Below are 15207 nucleotides of genomic sequence, written 5' to 3'. Positions count from 1 at the left end.
TATACCAATTGGTCACTGCGGGGGGTCGTCGTTCATGATGCGAGTGATCTCGACTTTCGTAGAGGAGCCGCTGTGACTGCCGTGGGTATCGACGTGGGCACCGCCCCGACCAAGCACGAAGAACTCGTCACCTGGGTGCGCGAGGTAGCGGAGCTCACCCAGCCGGACGAGGTCGTGTGGTGTGACGGTTCGGACGAGGAGTGGACCCGCCTGACCGACCAACTGGTCGCGCAGGGCACGTTCACCCGGCTCAATCCGCAGAAACGCCCCAACAGCTTCTACTGCACCTCCGACCCGAGTGACGTCGCCCGGGTCGAGGACCGCACCTACATCTGCTCCGAGCGCGAGCAGGACGCGGGCCCGACCAACAACTGGATCGCCCCCGACGAGATGCGCGCCACCTTCGGCGAGGTCTTCCAGGGCGCCATGCGCGGCCGCACCATGTACGTCGTCCCGTTCTGCATGGGTCCGCTCGGCGGCGACATCTCCCAGCTCGGTGTCGAGATCACCGACTCCCCGTACGTCGTCGTGTCCATGCGCATCATGGCCCGCATGGGCTCCGCCGCCCTGCGCCTGATCGAGGAGCGCGGCGAGTTCGTCAAGGCCGTCCACTCCGTCGGCGCCCCGCTGGAGCCCGGCCAGGAGGACGTCGCCTGGCCCTGCAACTCCACCAAGTACATCTCGCACTTCCCGGAGACCCGCGAGATCTGGTCCTACGGCTCCGGCTACGGCGGCAACGCCCTGCTCGGCAAGAAGTGCTACGCGCTGCGCATCGCCTCGGTGATGGCCCGCGACGAGGGCTGGCTGGCCGAGCACATGCTGATCCTCAAGGTCACCTCGCCCGAGAGTGCCTCCCACTACGTCGCCGCCGCCTTCCCGAGCGCCTGCGGCAAGACCAACCTCGCCATGCTCCAGCCGACCATCCCCGGGTGGAAGGTCGAGACCGTCGGCGACGACATCGCCTGGATGCGCTTCGACGCCCAGGGCCGGCTGCGCGCCATCAACCCCGAGGCCGGGTTCTTCGGCGTCGCGCCCGGCACCGGCGAGAAGACCAACGCCAACGCCATCGACACGCTGTGGGGCAACAGCATCTTCACGAACGTCGCCCTGACCGACGACGGCGACGTGTGGTGGGAGGGCCTCACCGAGGAGGCGCCCGCCAACCTCACCGACTGGAAGGGCCGCCCCTGGACCCCGGACTCCACCGAGCCCGCGGCCCACCCGAACTCCCGCTTCACCACCCCGGCCGGACAGGCCCCCACCATCGCCGACGAGTGGGAGGACCCGGCGGGCGTGCCGATCTCGGCCATCCTCTTCGGAGGCCGCCGCGCCACCGCGGTGCCGCTGGTCAGCGAGTCCTTCAACTGGCAGCACGGCGTCTACCTGGGCGCCAACATCTCCTCCGAGAAGACCGCGGCCGCCGAGGGCACCGTCGGCGAACTGCGCCGCGACCCGTTCGCGATGCTGCCGTTCTGCGGCTACAACATGGGCGACTACTTCGCCCACTGGGTCAAGGTCGGCGCCACAGCCGACCAGGCCGAGCTGCCGAAGATTTTCTACGTGAACTGGTTCCGCAAGGACGCCGACGGCCGCTTCGTGTGGCCCGGCTTCGGTGAGAACAGCCGCGTCGTCAAGTGGATCTTCGAGCGCCTGGAGGGCGACGCAGACGCGGTCGAGACCCCGATCGGCTACCTGCCCACCGCCGACGGCATCGACACCGAGGGCCTGGACCTGTCCGCCGCGGACCTGGAGTTCCTGCTCTCCGTCGACCGCGAGGTGTGGAAGAAGGAGGCCGCCCTGGTGCCCGAGTTCTTCAAGACCTTCGGTGACCACCTGCCCGGCGAGCTCTGGGACGAGTACCACGCTCTGCTGGACCGCCTGGACCAGTAGGAGTCCGAGTCGGCCCCCTTCCGCGCACGGGGCCGGCGGGCGAGGGGCGCGGGCGCCGCGGCGCCCGCGCCCCTCCGCCGTGTCCGGGCCCCGGCGCCCGGGGCGTCCCCCGGCCCCCTCCTCCGGTTCCTGCCAAGGGCCGCGAAGGACACCTCGCTCCAGTGGCCGACGGTGCGGACCGTGCCGTCGTCGACCCGGTCCGGGAGCTCGCCGGTGTCGGCCGGGCGTACTCCGGCCTCCGGGCCGGGGCTTCCCGGAGGCCGGCGCGGGCGGCCTGCCGCTGGTCACGGAGTCGGGGGACATTTGCGGGTGTTCTCCCCTTTCCCTGAAACGGCGACGGGGATCGTGCTACCGATGGGGTACCGACCCGCCTCCGCCCCCTGGGGAGCCCGCATGATGACCCTGATCCTCGTTCTCTCCCTCCTGTTCGCCATGGTGGGCGGAGCAGTCCTGGCCGCCTGGAAGTTCCGTGTCAGCGACGAGTCGTCGGGCGGCGCCGTCGGCGTCGTCATCGCGCCCTGCGCGCTCGCGCTCTACCTCGTGGCGGCGGCGATGGGGGTGGTGATCAGCTGGGAGGACTACACCGCTGCCGAGGACGGCGTGGCCACGGAGGCGGGGGCGGCCCAGGCGCTGTACTGGAGCACCACCGCGTTCCCGGAGGAGGAGGCGGAGGTGGTGCGCGATCAGCTGCGCCACTACCTGACCACGGTCGTCGAGGAGGACTGGCCCCGGATGGAGCAGGACGGGGAGCTGAGCTCCGAGGGCGACGACGCCCTCGCCGTCCTGGCCGCGTCGGTCCGGGTGCTCTCCGTGTCCGACACGGGGGACGGCCTGGACCGGTTGACCGCCCGGCAGGAGATCACCAACCTCAGCGACGCGCGCATCGAGCGGGGCAACGCGGCGGGGGACGAGATCCCCTCCATCCTGCTCGTCATCGCGGGGGTCTCCGCCGTGGCCCTCGCCGTGCTGCCGTTCGTCATGATCAAGCGGGAGGCGAAGGTGGCCTACTTCTGGGCGTCGGTGAACCTCGTGTTCGTGTTCGCCACGACCCTCCTGCTGTTCTACCTGGGCACCCCGTTCACGGAGGTGCTCGCCAACGACCCGGGCGGCATCGAGGAGGCGCTGGCCGCCTTCGACCGGGCCGACCTCGCCATCGACGCCCGGTAACCCCCGGCGGCCGGTCCACGGCCGCGGGCCCGCCGCCGGTTCGCGTTCCGGCGACAGGCGGGCGGTCGCCTCAGCCCGACGAGCGTGCGGCGGAGGCACGGCCCCCGCCGACGGCGGCGGCGACCGCCACCGCCGCCATGATCACCATGGTCCGCATGGGTGTGAAGGCGCCGCCGGAGTCCTGGGGCGAGGCCGCCGAGGTGTCCGCGAGGAGGGCCTCACGGGCGGCCTCCTCCACTTCGGGGGAGTCCCGGGGCTGCTCCGGGGCCTCCACCGGGGCCGCGGAGGGCTCCGCCGCCGCGGGTTCGCTGTCCGGTTCCCCGGGGACGCGGGCCGCGGCCTCCGGTACGTCCCCGGGAACCTCCGCGTCCGGTCCGGCAGGGGGCTCGGGGTCGGGCTCCCCGGGGCTTTCGGGCTCCTCCGGCGCCGGGGGGACCTCCGGCTCGGGCTCGGGTGGGGGCGGCGGGGGCGGGGCGGGAGCCGGGCACGCTGGGGCCTCGCCGTGGTGGACCACCACCCGTGTACCGCCGGCGCACACGAGGACGTGCGACTCGGGCCGGACCTCCACGCGCACGTCCGGGGCGTCCACGTTCACGCCCGAGGGGCCGACGCCGACGGTGGAGCTCCCGTCGCGCACGCTCACCCCCGACGGGCCGACGTCCACGGAGGGGCCGCCCTCTCCGGCGAGCGGGGGCGCCGCGCCGCAGGCGAACAGCAGCGCGCTCGCCGCGAGCAGGGCGGGAAGGGCGTGACGGGAGGTAGGCACGTTACTCCTCGTGGCGCGATCGGGGCACGGGGTGATCGTACGTGGTCGGCGCGGACTCCGCCCCCGGAACCGCGGGTTCAGAGGGAGTGCAGCCGCAGCACCGCGTGCTCCGCCCAGTCCGGCGGACGCGTCAGCTTGGACACCGCCATCATCGTCCCGAAGGCCAGCGGTATGGTCCACGCCGCGGGCTGGGCCAGCAGCACCGTCACCCACCCGGCCGGGGTCGTGAACAGGATCGACCACCCGACCGCTCCGGTGGCGGTCACCGCCCCGACGGCCAGGCCGGACGCGGCGCCGGCCAGGGTGAGCCGCCGCCACCAGATGCCCAGCACCAGCAGCGGACAGAACGTCGACGCCGCCACGGTGAAGGCCCACACCACGAGCACGTTGATGTCGATCATCTGCGCGGGCAGCGCGAGCAGCACCGCCACGCACGCTCCCACGACCACGGCGAGCCGCAGCCTGGGCACGCTCCCCTGGAACAGGTCGTGCGACAGCCCGCCAGCCAGGGCCAGGAGCAGCCCCGAGGACGTGGACAGGAACGCGCCGAAGGCGCCCGCCGCGACCAGCGCGGTCAGGATCGCGCCCACCGACCCCGGCACGGCCTGGGCGGGGAGCACCACCGCGACCGTGTCGGTGCCCTGGAGCAGGACGAGCTGCGGCGTGAGGACCCGTCCGATCAGCCCGTACACGGTCGGGAACAGGTAGAACAGCCCGAGCAGGGCGATCACGCCCACGGCCACGCGGCGGGCGGTGCGCGCCGTCGGGCTCGTGTGGAAGCGCATGATGACGTGCGGCAGGCCCATGCAGCCGAACGTGATCGCCAGCAGGGTCGACCACGTCTCGAACAGCGGGTAGCCGCCCACGTCCAGGAGCGGTGTGCTCCACCGCTCGCTGCCCAGTTCGGGAAGCCCGTCGGGGTGCGGGATCGTGGCGCCCTCGGGGAACACGTACTCGGTGCCCTGTCCGACCGTGTGCTCGCCCGCGGACAGCTCCACCTCGTCGCCCGCCGGGGTCGTCACCGTCACGGGCTCGTCCAGGCTGAAGGTGGTGCCAACGGTGAACTCCACCGGCGTCGTCTCGGGGAAGTGCGTCCCCCACTCCGGGTTGAGCGCCTCCGCCCGGGTCTCCGGCCCGGAGTACACCACCAGGTAGATCGCGGGGATGGCGATGAACGCGAGTTTGACGACGTAGTGGAAGGCCTGCACGTAGGTCGCGGACCGCATGCCGCCGGCGGCGATCGATCCGCTCACCACCACTCCGGCGAGCAGCACCCCCACCCAGTAGGGCGTGCCGCTGACCAGGCTCAGCACCACGCCCGCCCCCTTGAACTGGGGCACCAGGTACAACAGCATGATCACCAGGACGACCAGGCCGCACAGCTTGCGCAGCCGGGGGGCGCCCAGCCGGTACTCGGCGAAGTCCGGCACGGTGAACGCACCGGACCGGCGCATCGGCCCGGCCACGAGTGCCACGACCGCGACGTAGCCCGCCGCGAAGCCGACCGCGTACCACATGGTGCCGAGGCCGTTCTTGAGCAGGAGCCCGGACAGCCCGAGGACGGACGCGGCGGACAGGTACTCCCCGGCGATCGCCAGCGCGTTCCAGTTGGGGGAGACCCGACGGGAGGCCACGAGGAAGTCGGAGGTCGAGCGTGCGGCACGCACCCCGTAGATGCCGATGAACAGGCTCGTGGCCAGGACGAGGCCGATCGCCAGGACCGAGATCACCGCTCCCGCCCCGGGGGCTCCGCACGCCGGGGGGCCTCCGCCGCGGCCCGCCGCTCGATGCGCTCGGCCGACCGGACGTGCCACAGCGCCAGCCCGAACAGCAGCGGGTAGATCCCCGCAGCCAGGAGCAGCCACGACAGCGGGACGCCCCCCAGGCGGACGTGGCCGAGGACGGGGAAGGCGGCGAACGCGCCGCTCACCCCGAACAGCAGGACCGTCAGCAGCGCGACGGTGCGCACGGCCGTCCGCCGCTGGGCGTGGAAGAGCCGCCGCGCCGCCTCGGTGTCCACCGGCTCGGGGATCGGCAGGAGGTGCTGGGCGGGCCGGTTGCCCCGGGCGAGCGCGATCCGGGTCTGCGGGCTGGTCAGCTTCTCACGGCGCGGGCTCATGGCTCCTGCCGATGGGGCTGGTCGGGCTCACCGTCCCTGGACCGCGGCGCCGCCCCCTGCGCGTTCGCCGACCGTCCGAGCTGGTCGCGCCGGGCGGCCTCCAGCAGCTGGGCGCGCAGGTGGCGGCCGTGGCGGCGGCTGACCGGCACGTCGCCGGCGGGGGTCCCGGCGACCAGGCCGGACGAGGAGGTGACCCGCAGGTCCCGCACCCACGCGATGGCGACGAGGAACCCCCGGTGGACCCGGACGAACCCCGCCGACTCCCACACCTCCTCCAGGTAGGAGAGGGAGAGGCGGATCAGGTGGGTGCCCTCGGCGGTGTGCAGGCGGACGTAGTCGCCCTGGGCCTCCACGAACTGCACGTCGTCACGCTTGACGAACACCGTGCGCCGGCCCGTGTCGATCTGCACCACGTGCAGGTCCTCGGCGGGCGGAGCCGTCCCGGTGGGGCGGCGCAGCTGGGCGATCCGGCCCACGGCCTCGGCCAGCCGCTCGGGGCGGATCGGTTTGAGCAGGTAGTCCACGGCGCCGATGCCGAACGCCTCCACGGCGTGGGTCTCCGACGCGGTCACGAACACGATGGACGGCGGTTCGGACAGCACGCTCAGCACGCGCGCCACGTCCATGCCGTTCAGCCCGGGCATGAGGATGTCCAGGAACGCGGCGTCGATCGTGGTCGTCCCCAGGAGCCGCACGGCGGCGGCGCCGTTGTCGGCCACGTGCACCTCCGCCACCTCGGGCATGTCCGCCAGCAGCGACGCCATCTCCTGGCGGGTGGACGCCTCGTCCTCGACGACCAGCACCCGCAGTTCGGGCTTCACTGGGCCACCACCCCCCGGGTGAACCTCGGTACGCGCACGGTCACCTTCGTCCCCTCCCCCAGCGCGGTCTCGATCACCAGACCGTACTCGGGTCCGTAGACGGCCCGCAGCCGCTGGTCGACGTTGGCCAGTCCGACGCTGCGCGACTCGGGGCCGGTCCCCGCCAGCAGGGCGCGGGCCAGTTCCGGGTGCATGCCCACGCCGTCGTCCTCGATCTCGATGACGCACAGGGGACCCTCGCCGAAGCCGGAGACGCTGATGTGCCCCGTGCCCTCCTTGCGCTCCAGCCCGTGGCGGATCGCGTTCTCCACGATCGGCTGCACCACCAGGAAGGGGATCGCGACCGGCAGGACCTCCGGCGCCATGCGCACCGTGATGTCCAGGCGGTCGTGGAAGCGGGCGCGTTGCAGTTCGAGGTAGGTCTGTGTGGCCTCCAGCTCGTCCGAGACGGTCGCGTAGTCGCCCTTCTCGGAGAAGCCGTAGCGCAGGTAGTCCGCGAAGTCGGACAGCAGGTGGCGTGCCCGGTCGGGATCGGTGCGCACCAGCGCCGCGATCACCGCGAGGGCGTTGTGCACGAAGTGGGGGGAGATCTGGGCGCGGAGCGTGCGCAGGTCGGCGGCGGCGATCCGGTCGCGGGCCCGGCGCAGGGCCGCGTGGTCCAGGGCGTCGGACACCAGGGCGGCGGCGGCCTCGACGTCGGCCTCGGCGGGGCGGCCGGACGCCACCAGGGCCCCGGCCAGCTCGTCGGCCACGGTCAGGGGCACCGCGCACACGGAGGAGCCGTCCGGGAGGCGTCCCCGCGCGTTGCTCCCGTACTCGAAGACCTGGGCGAGCAGTGCCTCCACGTCCTGGGGGTCGAACCGGACCCCGTGGGAGACGACCGGTCCGTCGAGGTCGGCGAGCACGACGCCGTCGGCGGCGAGGAGCTGGCGCAGTCTCCGGGCGGCCGAGGAGACGCCCCTCCCGTGCAACCCGTCCTGGAGGTCGACGCCGAGGGCGTGGACCTGGCGCATCAGATCGACGCTCGCCCGCTGCTCCGACACCGGGCGCCGTCGGGTGGGGGACATCCGCGACAGCCACTGGTACGACACGGACTGACCATATCCCAGCAAACTGTGTCAACGCTCACGTGGTGGGGGTCACCTTTCCTGATTGTGTCAGGCCCGACCGGGTGGTTCCCCCGGAGGCGGCGCGTCCCCGGCGCTGGGCGTGCCGCGGGCCCGCCGCCCCGTGAGGGGTGACGGGCCCGGGACGGGCGACTCGGGGCGTTGGCCGTGCCGGTGGGGGAGGATCCCCCGGCCCCGCCGCCCCCACCGGCCCCGGGGCGGGTGGGGGCGCTGCGCGGACCCCGGTCGTGTTTCCGCGTCCTTCCGGGCCCGAAGGCCTGCGGGGGAACACTTCCTAGTGGTCGGAGGCCTTCTCCGCACCCGCGCCTGTCAGGGCGCGAACCTGGAGCAGCGCGAACTTGTCGAAGTCGCGCTCCTTGGACATGAACGTTCCGATGACGGCGCAGAGCAGGCTGATCGGCACCGACACCAGGGCCGGGTTCGGCAGCGGGAACCACGCGAAGTCGGCGTTGGGCAGGAGGGCGGTCTCGGAGCCGGAGACGACCGGGGAGAAGAACACCAGGCCCACGGCGCTGACCAGGCCGCCGTAGATGCCCGCGAGTGCTCCGGCGGTGTTGAAGCGCTTCCAGAACAGGCTGAGGAGGAGAGTGGGCAGGTTCGCCGAGGCGGCCATCGCGAACGCCAGCGAGACCAGGAAGGCCACGTTGAGGTCCTGCGCGAAGATCGCCAGGACGATCGCGACCACGCCGACGCCCAGGGCGGCGATCCTGGCGACCCGGACCTCCTCGGTGCCTGTGGCCTGTCCCTTGCGCAGGACCGAGTTGTAGAAGTCGTGCGCGAGCGAGGAGGACGAGGCGATGACCAGGCCGGCCACTGTGGACAGGATCGCGGCGAAGGCGGCGGAGGCGATCACCGCGAGCAGGACGGCTCCGGCCATGGTGCCGCCGATGCTCTCCCCGACGGCCTGCGCCAACTGGGGCGCCGCCGTGTTGCCCGCGGCGTCCTGCGCGGTGATGGCCTCGTGGCCGACGATCGCGGCCGCGCCGAAGCCCAGCACCAGCGTCATCAGGTAGAAGGTGCCGATGAGCCCGATACCCCAGTTGACCGACTTACGGGCACTCTGGGAATCGGGAACCGTGTAGAAGCGGATGAGGATGTGCGGCAGCCCGGCGGTGCCCAGAACCAGGGCCAGACCGAGGCTGATCAGGTCCAGCTTGTTCCAGAGGGTCTGGACCGGGTCGCCCGCCACCTCGACGCCGTAGCGCAGACCGGGCTCCAGGAACCCGTTGGCGTTGCCCGCGTCCGCCGCCTGGCTGGCGTTGGCCGCGTCGGTCATCAGCGCGCCCAGGTTGAACCCGTACAGCGACAGCGTCAGCACGGTGAGCAGGGCGGCGCCGGCCATGAGGATGACGGCCTTGATGATCTGCACCCACGTGGTGCCCTTCATCCCGCCGAAGGTCACGTAGATGGTCATCAGCAGTCCGATGACCACGATGCCGACGATCTTGGCGGTGGGCGCGTCCATGCCGAGGAAGGTCTGGCCCTCCTGGATGCCGAGCAGCAGCGCGATGAGCGCGCCGGCGCCGACCATCTGCGCCAGCAGGTAGAAGATCGACACCACGACGGTGGAGATCGCGGCCGCGGTCCGGACCGGGCGCTGCTGCATCCGGTAGGACAGCACGTCGCCCATGGTGTAGCGGCCCGAGTTGCGCAGAAGCTCGGCCACGAGCAGCAGCGCGACCAGCCAGGCGACGAGGAAGCCGATGGAGTAGAGGAAGCCGTCGTACCCGAAGAGGGCGATCATGCCCGCGATGCCGAGGAAGGACGCGGCGGACATGTAGTCGCTGCCGATGGCCAGACCGTTCTGGAGCGGCGAGAAGCCGCGGCCTCCGGAGTGGAAGTCGGTGGCGGAACGGGTGTTGCGGCTGGCCCAGACGGTGATGCCGAGAGTGGCCGCGATCATGAGGGAGAAGAGGACGATGGTGACGAGTCGGCTGCTCTCGCTGACCGCCACGGCCTCCTGGGCGAAGATCATCGGCCGTCCTCCTTGCCCGCCGTGCTGTTCTGCAGCTCGTCGCGGAGTTCGATCGCGGGGGCGTCGAGCTTGCGGCGCGCGTAGCTCGTGTACAGGACCGCGATTCCGAAGGTCGAGACGAACTGGAGGATGCCGAACACCAGCGCGACGTTGACGCTGCCGAAGAGGACGGTGCCCATGACGTCCCGACCGAACGCGGACATCAGCACGTACAGCAGGTACCAGGCCATGAACGCCAGGCTCATCGGGAAGATGAAGCTGTACAGGCTCTTCTTGAGAGCGAGGAACCGGGGGTCGCTGTGCATGGCGATGACGGCCGCCTCGGACAGCTGCTCCTCCGGTGAGCCGTCTCCCGGGGGCGGGGTGGGCGGTTCTGGGGGGCGTTGTGTGGCCATGCTGGGTCGTACCTCCGGGGGATGGCGTGAGCGGCCGCGCTGTCGTGAGCGCGTCTCCTTCGTGTGATCTGTATTACTCGGCACTGTAAGGAGTGGCACTCTCCGCCAGGAGGGGGCGCGCCCACGTGCGCGCCGAACGCGGGGGTGGAGCGGCGAACGGTCGCCCACCGTGCGACGAACGGTCGCCACGCGGGACGAACGGTCGCCGGGCGGCGGGGGCCCCGGTCCGGGTCGGCCCGGCCACTGGTCCGGTCCTCCACCGCGCGTGGTCCGTCGCCTCGCCGCGGGCGGTCCGCCCCAGGGCGGGCGGTCCGGAGGCGGGACCGGGTGCGGCGGTGCCCGCGGTGCGGCGTGGGACGCCGCACCGCCGGGCAGGCCGTGTTCGTCAGGACGGGGGGTTCGGGGGGCGACGGCGGCCGGATGCCCGCCGGTTGTTGAGGTGGTCCGCGTGGGCCATGTAGCGCTCGACCAGGGACGCGGCCACCGGGTTGTGCCCGCGGACGCGCAGCAGCCAGTGGGGGGCGATCCTCTCGTGCAGCCACAGGAACCCGATGGTGAAACCGAAGCTGAGCATCGCCTGGAGCGCGAGGAAGGACAGCAGCGGTTCCCGCAGCACGGTGTCGTTCCCGAGCACCAGCGCCGCGGCGTAGGAGTCGATCAGGCGGGCGAGGGGGAATCCCACCAGCCAGTACAGCGCGAGGGGGGCCACCGCGCCGATGGAGAACACGCCTCTGGCCAGCAGTACGCAGTACCCGGCGCCGAGTGAGGCGAGGGGGAGGCCGAGCGCCGCCCCCACCGTCACGGTGAGCACCGCGGGCAGCCCCGCCAGGGCCCCGACGCCGGCGGCGAACAGGCCGGCGACGAGGCCGATGGCGGCGCCGGGCACGGCGACCTCGGCGTGGTGGAGCAAGGAGTCGGAGGTTCGGGGGGAGACCTGGACGCCCATCAGCCCACCACGACCCCGAAGGCGAACAGCGAGAAGAAGAGCGCGCCGAGGTAGAACAGGGCGGCGAAGGCGATGACGGCGTTGGAGACGATGCCCGGCCTGATCGGTTTGGGGAGGGTGAGGTTGTTGACCAGCAGCAGCACCACGCAGTACGCGCCCATCGCGAACGCGGACAGGAAGGCGAGCACGTCCAGGATCGCCGCGGGCCCGTCGGCGGGTCCGAAGAGGAGGACGAGGATGCCGAAGACGATCAGGCCCCAGAGGAACATGGCGTACAGCTTGGAGACGCCGATCTTCTTGGCGCCCGGCACGAAGTTGTAGGTCATGTCGGCCTGGCCGCGCGAGAAGGAGTCGAACAGGCCCAGCGTGGCGTTGAGCCCGATGAGGGCGATGAAGCAGAAGAAGATCGTGCCGAGGACCGGGCTTCCCGCGGCGGAGAAGGAGTTGGCCATGGCGTCCAGGGAGGCGTCGCGGTCACCCGACCTGATGAGGTCGGCCACCGCGGGGTCGAAGCGGGCGGAGGCCTGGGCCAGGACGGTGAAGGAGATCGTCACCAGCATGGTGATGCCCCAGAACAGGACCATGGCGTCGAAGGTGACCCAGCGCCGCCAGCCCTTCCACTTCGCCATCTCCGCGGGGTCGGAGGTGTCGAACATGAAGCCGCGCGACGGCATGCTCTCCTGTTCCCCGGAGTGCCGCAGCCCCCGGATCTGCGGGATGTGCGCGCCCATGCCGGCGCCCTTGTCGCGCAGGTGCAGGGTGTACCACATCTGTTGCATGCCGGAGGGGCCGGCGAAGGCGATGGAACCGACGATGATCGGGAACCAGGCGGCCGTCATCGCCTCGGCGGGGAAGTAGCCGAACGAGAACATGCCGGAGATGGTGGAGGTGAGGTCGGACAGGTTGCCGACCATCGCCGCGACCACGGACGTGCCGACCACCAGCAGGCCGATGCAGATGGAGAGCACGCTCTCCAGCAGGTTGTAGATGACCTTCGCCAGCGTGAACACCACACCGACGAGGAGCATCCCGGCGACCGCCGTGATCTGCCACGGGATGCCGGTCACCCGCTCGAACGCCGAGGCGCCGGCGGAGAGGTGGCCCGGCCAGACGTAGACCAGGATCGCTGTGAGGAAGAAGAACCACATCAGGGGCTTGAACACGCGCGCGGCGCCGTAGAAGATGCTCTCCCCGGTCGCCATCGCGTACCGCGACATCTCCAGCATGACCACGGCCTGCAGGGAGACGCCGAGCAGGAAGAGCCAGCGGATCTCGGGGCCGAACACGAGTACCAGCCTCGGCCACATGTAGGACTCGCCCATGCCGACGCCGAGGGCGACGAGGAACACGGTGGGCCCGAGGATGTGGATCGAGGGCGGAGCCTTCGGGAGGGGGCGGATGGGCATCGGCTCCAGCCGGCCCGCCTTCCACACGCGCTCCTCCTGGGGAGGAGTGCCACCGGTGCTCGTGGCGGTGGAGGACGTGTCGGGTCCGACGGCGGCCGGCTGCCGCTGGGCGGGGACGAAGGGGATCTGCGAGTCGGTGGAGGACTGGTCGGCGGAACCCGGCGTGCCGCCGGTCTCGGGGCGTGAGGAATCCATGGGCGGAACTCCCTGTGTGGGATGTGCGGATGCGAGCTGCTTGCTTGCATGGCGCCCCCGGGTGGTGCGGCCACCTCTCTGTCGGATGTGGAGGAGGGACCGCCGCGGCTGGTGGTGGCTGTCGCCGCGGCGGAGGGTCCCGACGGCCTCGTGGCGGCGGCTCCGAGGCCGTCGGGATCAGGGGTGGTGCGGTGGTGCAGGGGCACGGCCGGCGCCGAGGGCGCCGGCCGGGCATTCGGTCAGAGTAGTCCCGCGGCGCGCGCCCAGCGATACTTCGCGCCGAGAATCTGCACCGGCTTCTCGGTGGTGTAGGGGAAGGCCACGATCCCGTGGTCGAACAGGTACTGCGCGGCCTCCTCCACCTCGGTGTCGCCCGAGAGGGACGCCACCACGGGCTTGTCGATGCCCTTGGCCCTGGCCTCGGCCACGACCTCGCTGATCACCTTGGCGAAGACCATCGGCGGGGTGATGATGGTGTGCCAGTAGCCCAGGATCAGCGCGTGCACCCGCTCGTCCTCCAGGCCGAGCCGGACGGTGGCCTCGTACGTGGAGGGGGGCTCGCCCCCGGTGATGTCGACCGGGTTCCCGGCCGCCCCGAAGGGCGGGATGAACGCCCGGAACGACGCGTCCAGGTCCGGTGGGATCTCGTACAGCGACATCCCGTTGTCGACCACGGCGTCGGAGAGCAGCACGCCCGACCCGCCCGCCCCGGTGATGATGACGACGTTCTCGCCCCGGGGCGTGGGCAGGACCGGCAGGGCGCGGCCGAACTCCAGCAGTTCGTTGAGCCCCGGGGCCCTGACCACCCCGGCCTGGCGCAGGATGTCGTCGTAGACCTTGTCGTCCCCGGCGAGCGCCCCGGTGTGCGATCCCGCCGCGCGCGCACCGGCGTCGGTGCGCCCGGCCTTGAGCACGACGACGGGCTTGTGCGGGACGACCTCGCGGGCGGCCTCGACGAAGGCGCGGCCGTCCTTGAGGTCCTCCAGGTGCATGGCGATGGCGTTGGTGTTCTCGTCCTGGCCGAAGAAGGTGAGCAGGTCGTCCTCGTCGATGTCGGCCTTGTTGCCGACGCCGACGATGGCGGACACCCCGGTGTTGGTGCTGCGGCTGTAGCCGAGGATGGCCATGCCGATGCCGCCGGACTGCGAGGTGAGGGCGGTGCCGCCGGTGACGTCGTAGGGGGTGCAGAACGTGGCCGACAGGTTCTCCGGCGTGTAGTAGTAGCCGTAGATGTTGGGGCCGAGGAGCCGGACGCCGTGCCTGCGGGCGATGGCGAGCACCTCGTCCTGCAACTCCTGCTCCCCGGTCTCGGCGAAGCCGGACGGGATGAGGATCGCCGCGGCGGCCCCCTTCGCGCCGACCTCCTCCAGGGCGCCCGCGACGAACTTCGCGGGGATCGCGAAGACGGCCACGTCGACGTCGCCGGGGATGTCGAGGACGCTCGCGTACGCCTTGCGGCCGTACACCTCGGGGGCCTTGGGGTTGACCGGGTACACCTCGCCGGCGTACCCGCCGTCGACGATGTTCTTGATGACGGAGTGGCCGATCTTCCCGGCCTCGTTGGACGCGCCGATGATCGCGATCGACCGCGGCTTGAAGACCCGGTTCATCGCGCCGAGGATCTCGTCCCGGCTGAACGCCGTCGGCCGTTCGGCCGGGGCGAAGTCCAGGACGAAGCGGAGGTCGGCGGCCACGGCGGACGAGGGGCCGGCGAACACCGGGTTGAGGTCGGCCTCGGCGATCTCCGGGAAGTCGGTCACCAGGTCCGACAGTGCGCTGACGACCTCGGCGAGACGCTCCTGGTCCACCCCCGGGCGGCCGCGCACGCCGCGCAGGATCTCGGCCGCGCGGATGTCGCCGACCTGGGACAGCGCCTCCTCCTTGGAGATCGGCGCCATCCGGAAGGTGACGTCCTTGAGGACCTCGACGAGGACCCCGCCCAGCCCGAACACCACGATCTTGCCGAAGGTGGGGTCGGTGGTCGCGCCGACGAGCACCTCGACCTCCGGCCCGCCGCCGATCTGCTGCTGGATCTGGATGCCGTCGATCCTCGCGCCGGGGGTGTGGGCGAGGGCGTTGGCGACGATCCGGTGGTACGCCTCGGCGACCTTCTCGGCGCTGTCCAGCCCGACCTCGACGCCGCCGGCGTCGGTCTTGTGCAGGATGTCGGGGGAGACGATCTTGGCCACGACCGGGAGGCCGAGGTCCTGGGCGAGGGCGGCGGCCTCCTCCGCGGAGTGGGCCAGTGCCTCACCGGGGATGGGGATGCCGTAGGCGTCGGCGAGGACCCGGCCCTCGGGGGCGGTGAGGGCGGTCCGGCCCTCGGCGCGGGCCCGGTCGAGCACCTCGCGGACCGCTGCGCGGTCCTGGTCGGAACGCTCGGGGGTGTAGGCGGCCATG

At 71.8% G+C, this 15207-nt stretch carries 12 protein-coding genes; 2 read left to right on the top strand and 10 right to left on the bottom strand.

Annotated features, from left to right (window positions below; genetic code table 11):
- The first annotated feature begins 81 nt into the window (after window positions 1-81).
- The gene (locus Q8791_RS04940) at window positions 82-1890 is read left to right on the top strand and encodes a phosphoenolpyruvate carboxykinase (GTP) (protein WP_330090455.1); all 1809 of its coding nucleotides are present in this window, start codon (window positions 82-84) and stop codon (window positions 1888-1890) included.
- Window positions 1891-2283: 393 nt separating this feature from the next.
- Window positions 2284-3057 (top strand): bestrophin-like domain, encoded by a 774-nt coding sequence (locus Q8791_RS04935; RefSeq protein ID WP_330090360.1) that lies wholly within the window; start codon window positions 2284-2286, stop codon window positions 3055-3057.
- 70 nt (window positions 3058-3127) lie between these two features.
- On the opposite strand, the gene Q8791_RS04930 is transcribed toward Q8791_RS04935, so the two are convergent.
- The 10 genes from Q8791_RS04930 to Q8791_RS04885 all read right to left on the bottom strand — a co-directional run bounded on the left by Q8791_RS04930 (window position 3128) and on the right by Q8791_RS04885 (window position 15206).
- Complete coding sequence (locus Q8791_RS04930; protein ID WP_330090359.1) at window positions 3128-3823, bottom strand: hypothetical protein; 696 nt, start codon at window positions 3821-3823, stop codon at window positions 3128-3130.
- Between the two features lie 77 nt (window positions 3824-3900).
- Window positions 3901-5553 carry a sodium/solute symporter gene (locus tag Q8791_RS04925; RefSeq protein WP_330090358.1) on the bottom strand — a complete coding sequence of 551 codons (1653 nt, stop codon included), beginning with the start codon at window positions 5551-5553 and terminating at the stop codon, window positions 3901-3903.
- Window positions 5550-5942, bottom strand: coding sequence for a hypothetical protein (locus tag Q8791_RS04920; protein ID WP_330090357.1), 393 nt, complete (start codon window positions 5940-5942; stop codon window positions 5550-5552). The genes Q8791_RS04925 and Q8791_RS04920 overlap by 4 nt, the downstream gene beginning before the upstream one ends.
- A complete protein-coding gene (locus Q8791_RS04915) occupies window positions 5939-6763 on the bottom strand; it encodes a LytR/AlgR family response regulator transcription factor (RefSeq protein WP_330090356.1) in 825 nt (274 codons plus the stop codon). The genes Q8791_RS04920 and Q8791_RS04915 overlap by 4 nt, the downstream gene beginning before the upstream one ends.
- Entirely contained in the window at window positions 6760-7776 is a 1017-nt protein-coding gene (locus Q8791_RS04910) for a sensor histidine kinase (protein WP_330090454.1), read from the bottom strand. The genes Q8791_RS04915 and Q8791_RS04910 overlap by 4 nt, the downstream gene beginning before the upstream one ends.
- Before the next feature lie 388 nt (window positions 7777-8164).
- Window positions 8165-9865 carry a solute symporter family protein gene (locus tag Q8791_RS04905; RefSeq protein WP_330090355.1) on the bottom strand — a complete coding sequence of 567 codons (1701 nt, stop codon included), beginning with the start codon at window positions 9863-9865 and terminating at the stop codon, window positions 8165-8167.
- Window positions 9862-10260, bottom strand: a complete 399-nt coding sequence (locus Q8791_RS04900) for a DUF485 domain-containing protein (protein ID WP_330090354.1) — start codon at window positions 10258-10260, stop codon at window positions 9862-9864. The genes Q8791_RS04905 and Q8791_RS04900 overlap by 4 nt, the downstream gene beginning before the upstream one ends.
- A 385-nt stretch (window positions 10261-10645) precedes the next feature.
- Entirely contained in the window at window positions 10646-11206 is a 561-nt protein-coding gene (locus tag Q8791_RS04895) for a hypothetical protein (protein WP_330090353.1), read from the bottom strand.
- Complete coding sequence (locus Q8791_RS04890; RefSeq protein WP_330090352.1) at window positions 11206-12807, bottom strand: Nramp family divalent metal transporter; 1602 nt, start codon at window positions 12805-12807, stop codon at window positions 11206-11208. Before Q8791_RS04890 ends, Q8791_RS04895 begins: the two co-directional genes overlap by 1 nt.
- 239 nt (window positions 12808-13046) lie before the next feature.
- Window positions 13047-15206, bottom strand: a complete 2160-nt coding sequence (locus tag Q8791_RS04885) for an acetate--CoA ligase family protein (protein WP_330090351.1) — start codon at window positions 15204-15206, stop codon at window positions 13047-13049.
- Window position 15207: the final 1 nt, after the last annotated feature.

This window comes from Nocardiopsis codii (assembly GCF_036327455.1).
GTDB classification, from domain to species: Bacteria; Actinomycetota; Actinomycetes; order Streptosporangiales; family Streptosporangiaceae; genus Nocardiopsis; species Nocardiopsis codii.
Note: the sequence above shows the minus strand (reverse complement) of the source record. Positions and strands in the feature narration are given on the sequence as shown.

Bases quoted from the DNA above. Each gene is read 5' to 3' on its own strand.
- Q8791_RS04935 (WP_330090360.1), top strand. From the start codon at position 2,284: ATGATGACCCTGATCCTCGTTCTCTCCCTCCTGTTCGCCATGGTGGGC.
- Q8791_RS04920 (WP_330090357.1), bottom strand. From the start codon at position 5,942: ATGAGCCCGCGCCGTGAGAAGCTGACCAGCCCGCAGACCCGGATCGCG.
- Q8791_RS04910 (WP_330090454.1), bottom strand. From the start codon at position 7,776: ATGCGCCAGGTCCACGCCCTCGGCGTCGACCTCCAGGACGGGTTGCAC.
- Q8791_RS04905 (WP_330090355.1), bottom strand. From the start codon at position 9,865: ATGATCTTCGCCCAGGAGGCCGTGGCGGTCAGCGAGAGCAGCCGACTC.
- Q8791_RS04900 (WP_330090354.1), bottom strand. From the start codon at position 10,260: ATGGCCACACAACGCCCCCCAGAACCGCCCACCCCGCCCCCGGGAGAC.
- Q8791_RS04895 (WP_330090353.1), bottom strand. From the start codon at position 11,206: ATGGGCGTCCAGGTCTCCCCCCGAACCTCCGACTCCTTGCTCCACCAC.
- Q8791_RS04890 (WP_330090352.1), bottom strand. From the start codon at position 12,807: ATGGATTCCTCACGCCCCGAGACCGGCGGCACGCCGGGTTCCGCCGAC.
- Q8791_RS04885 (WP_330090351.1), bottom strand. From the start codon at position 15,206: ATGGCCGCCTACACCCCCGAGCGTTCCGACCAGGACCGCGCAGCGGTC.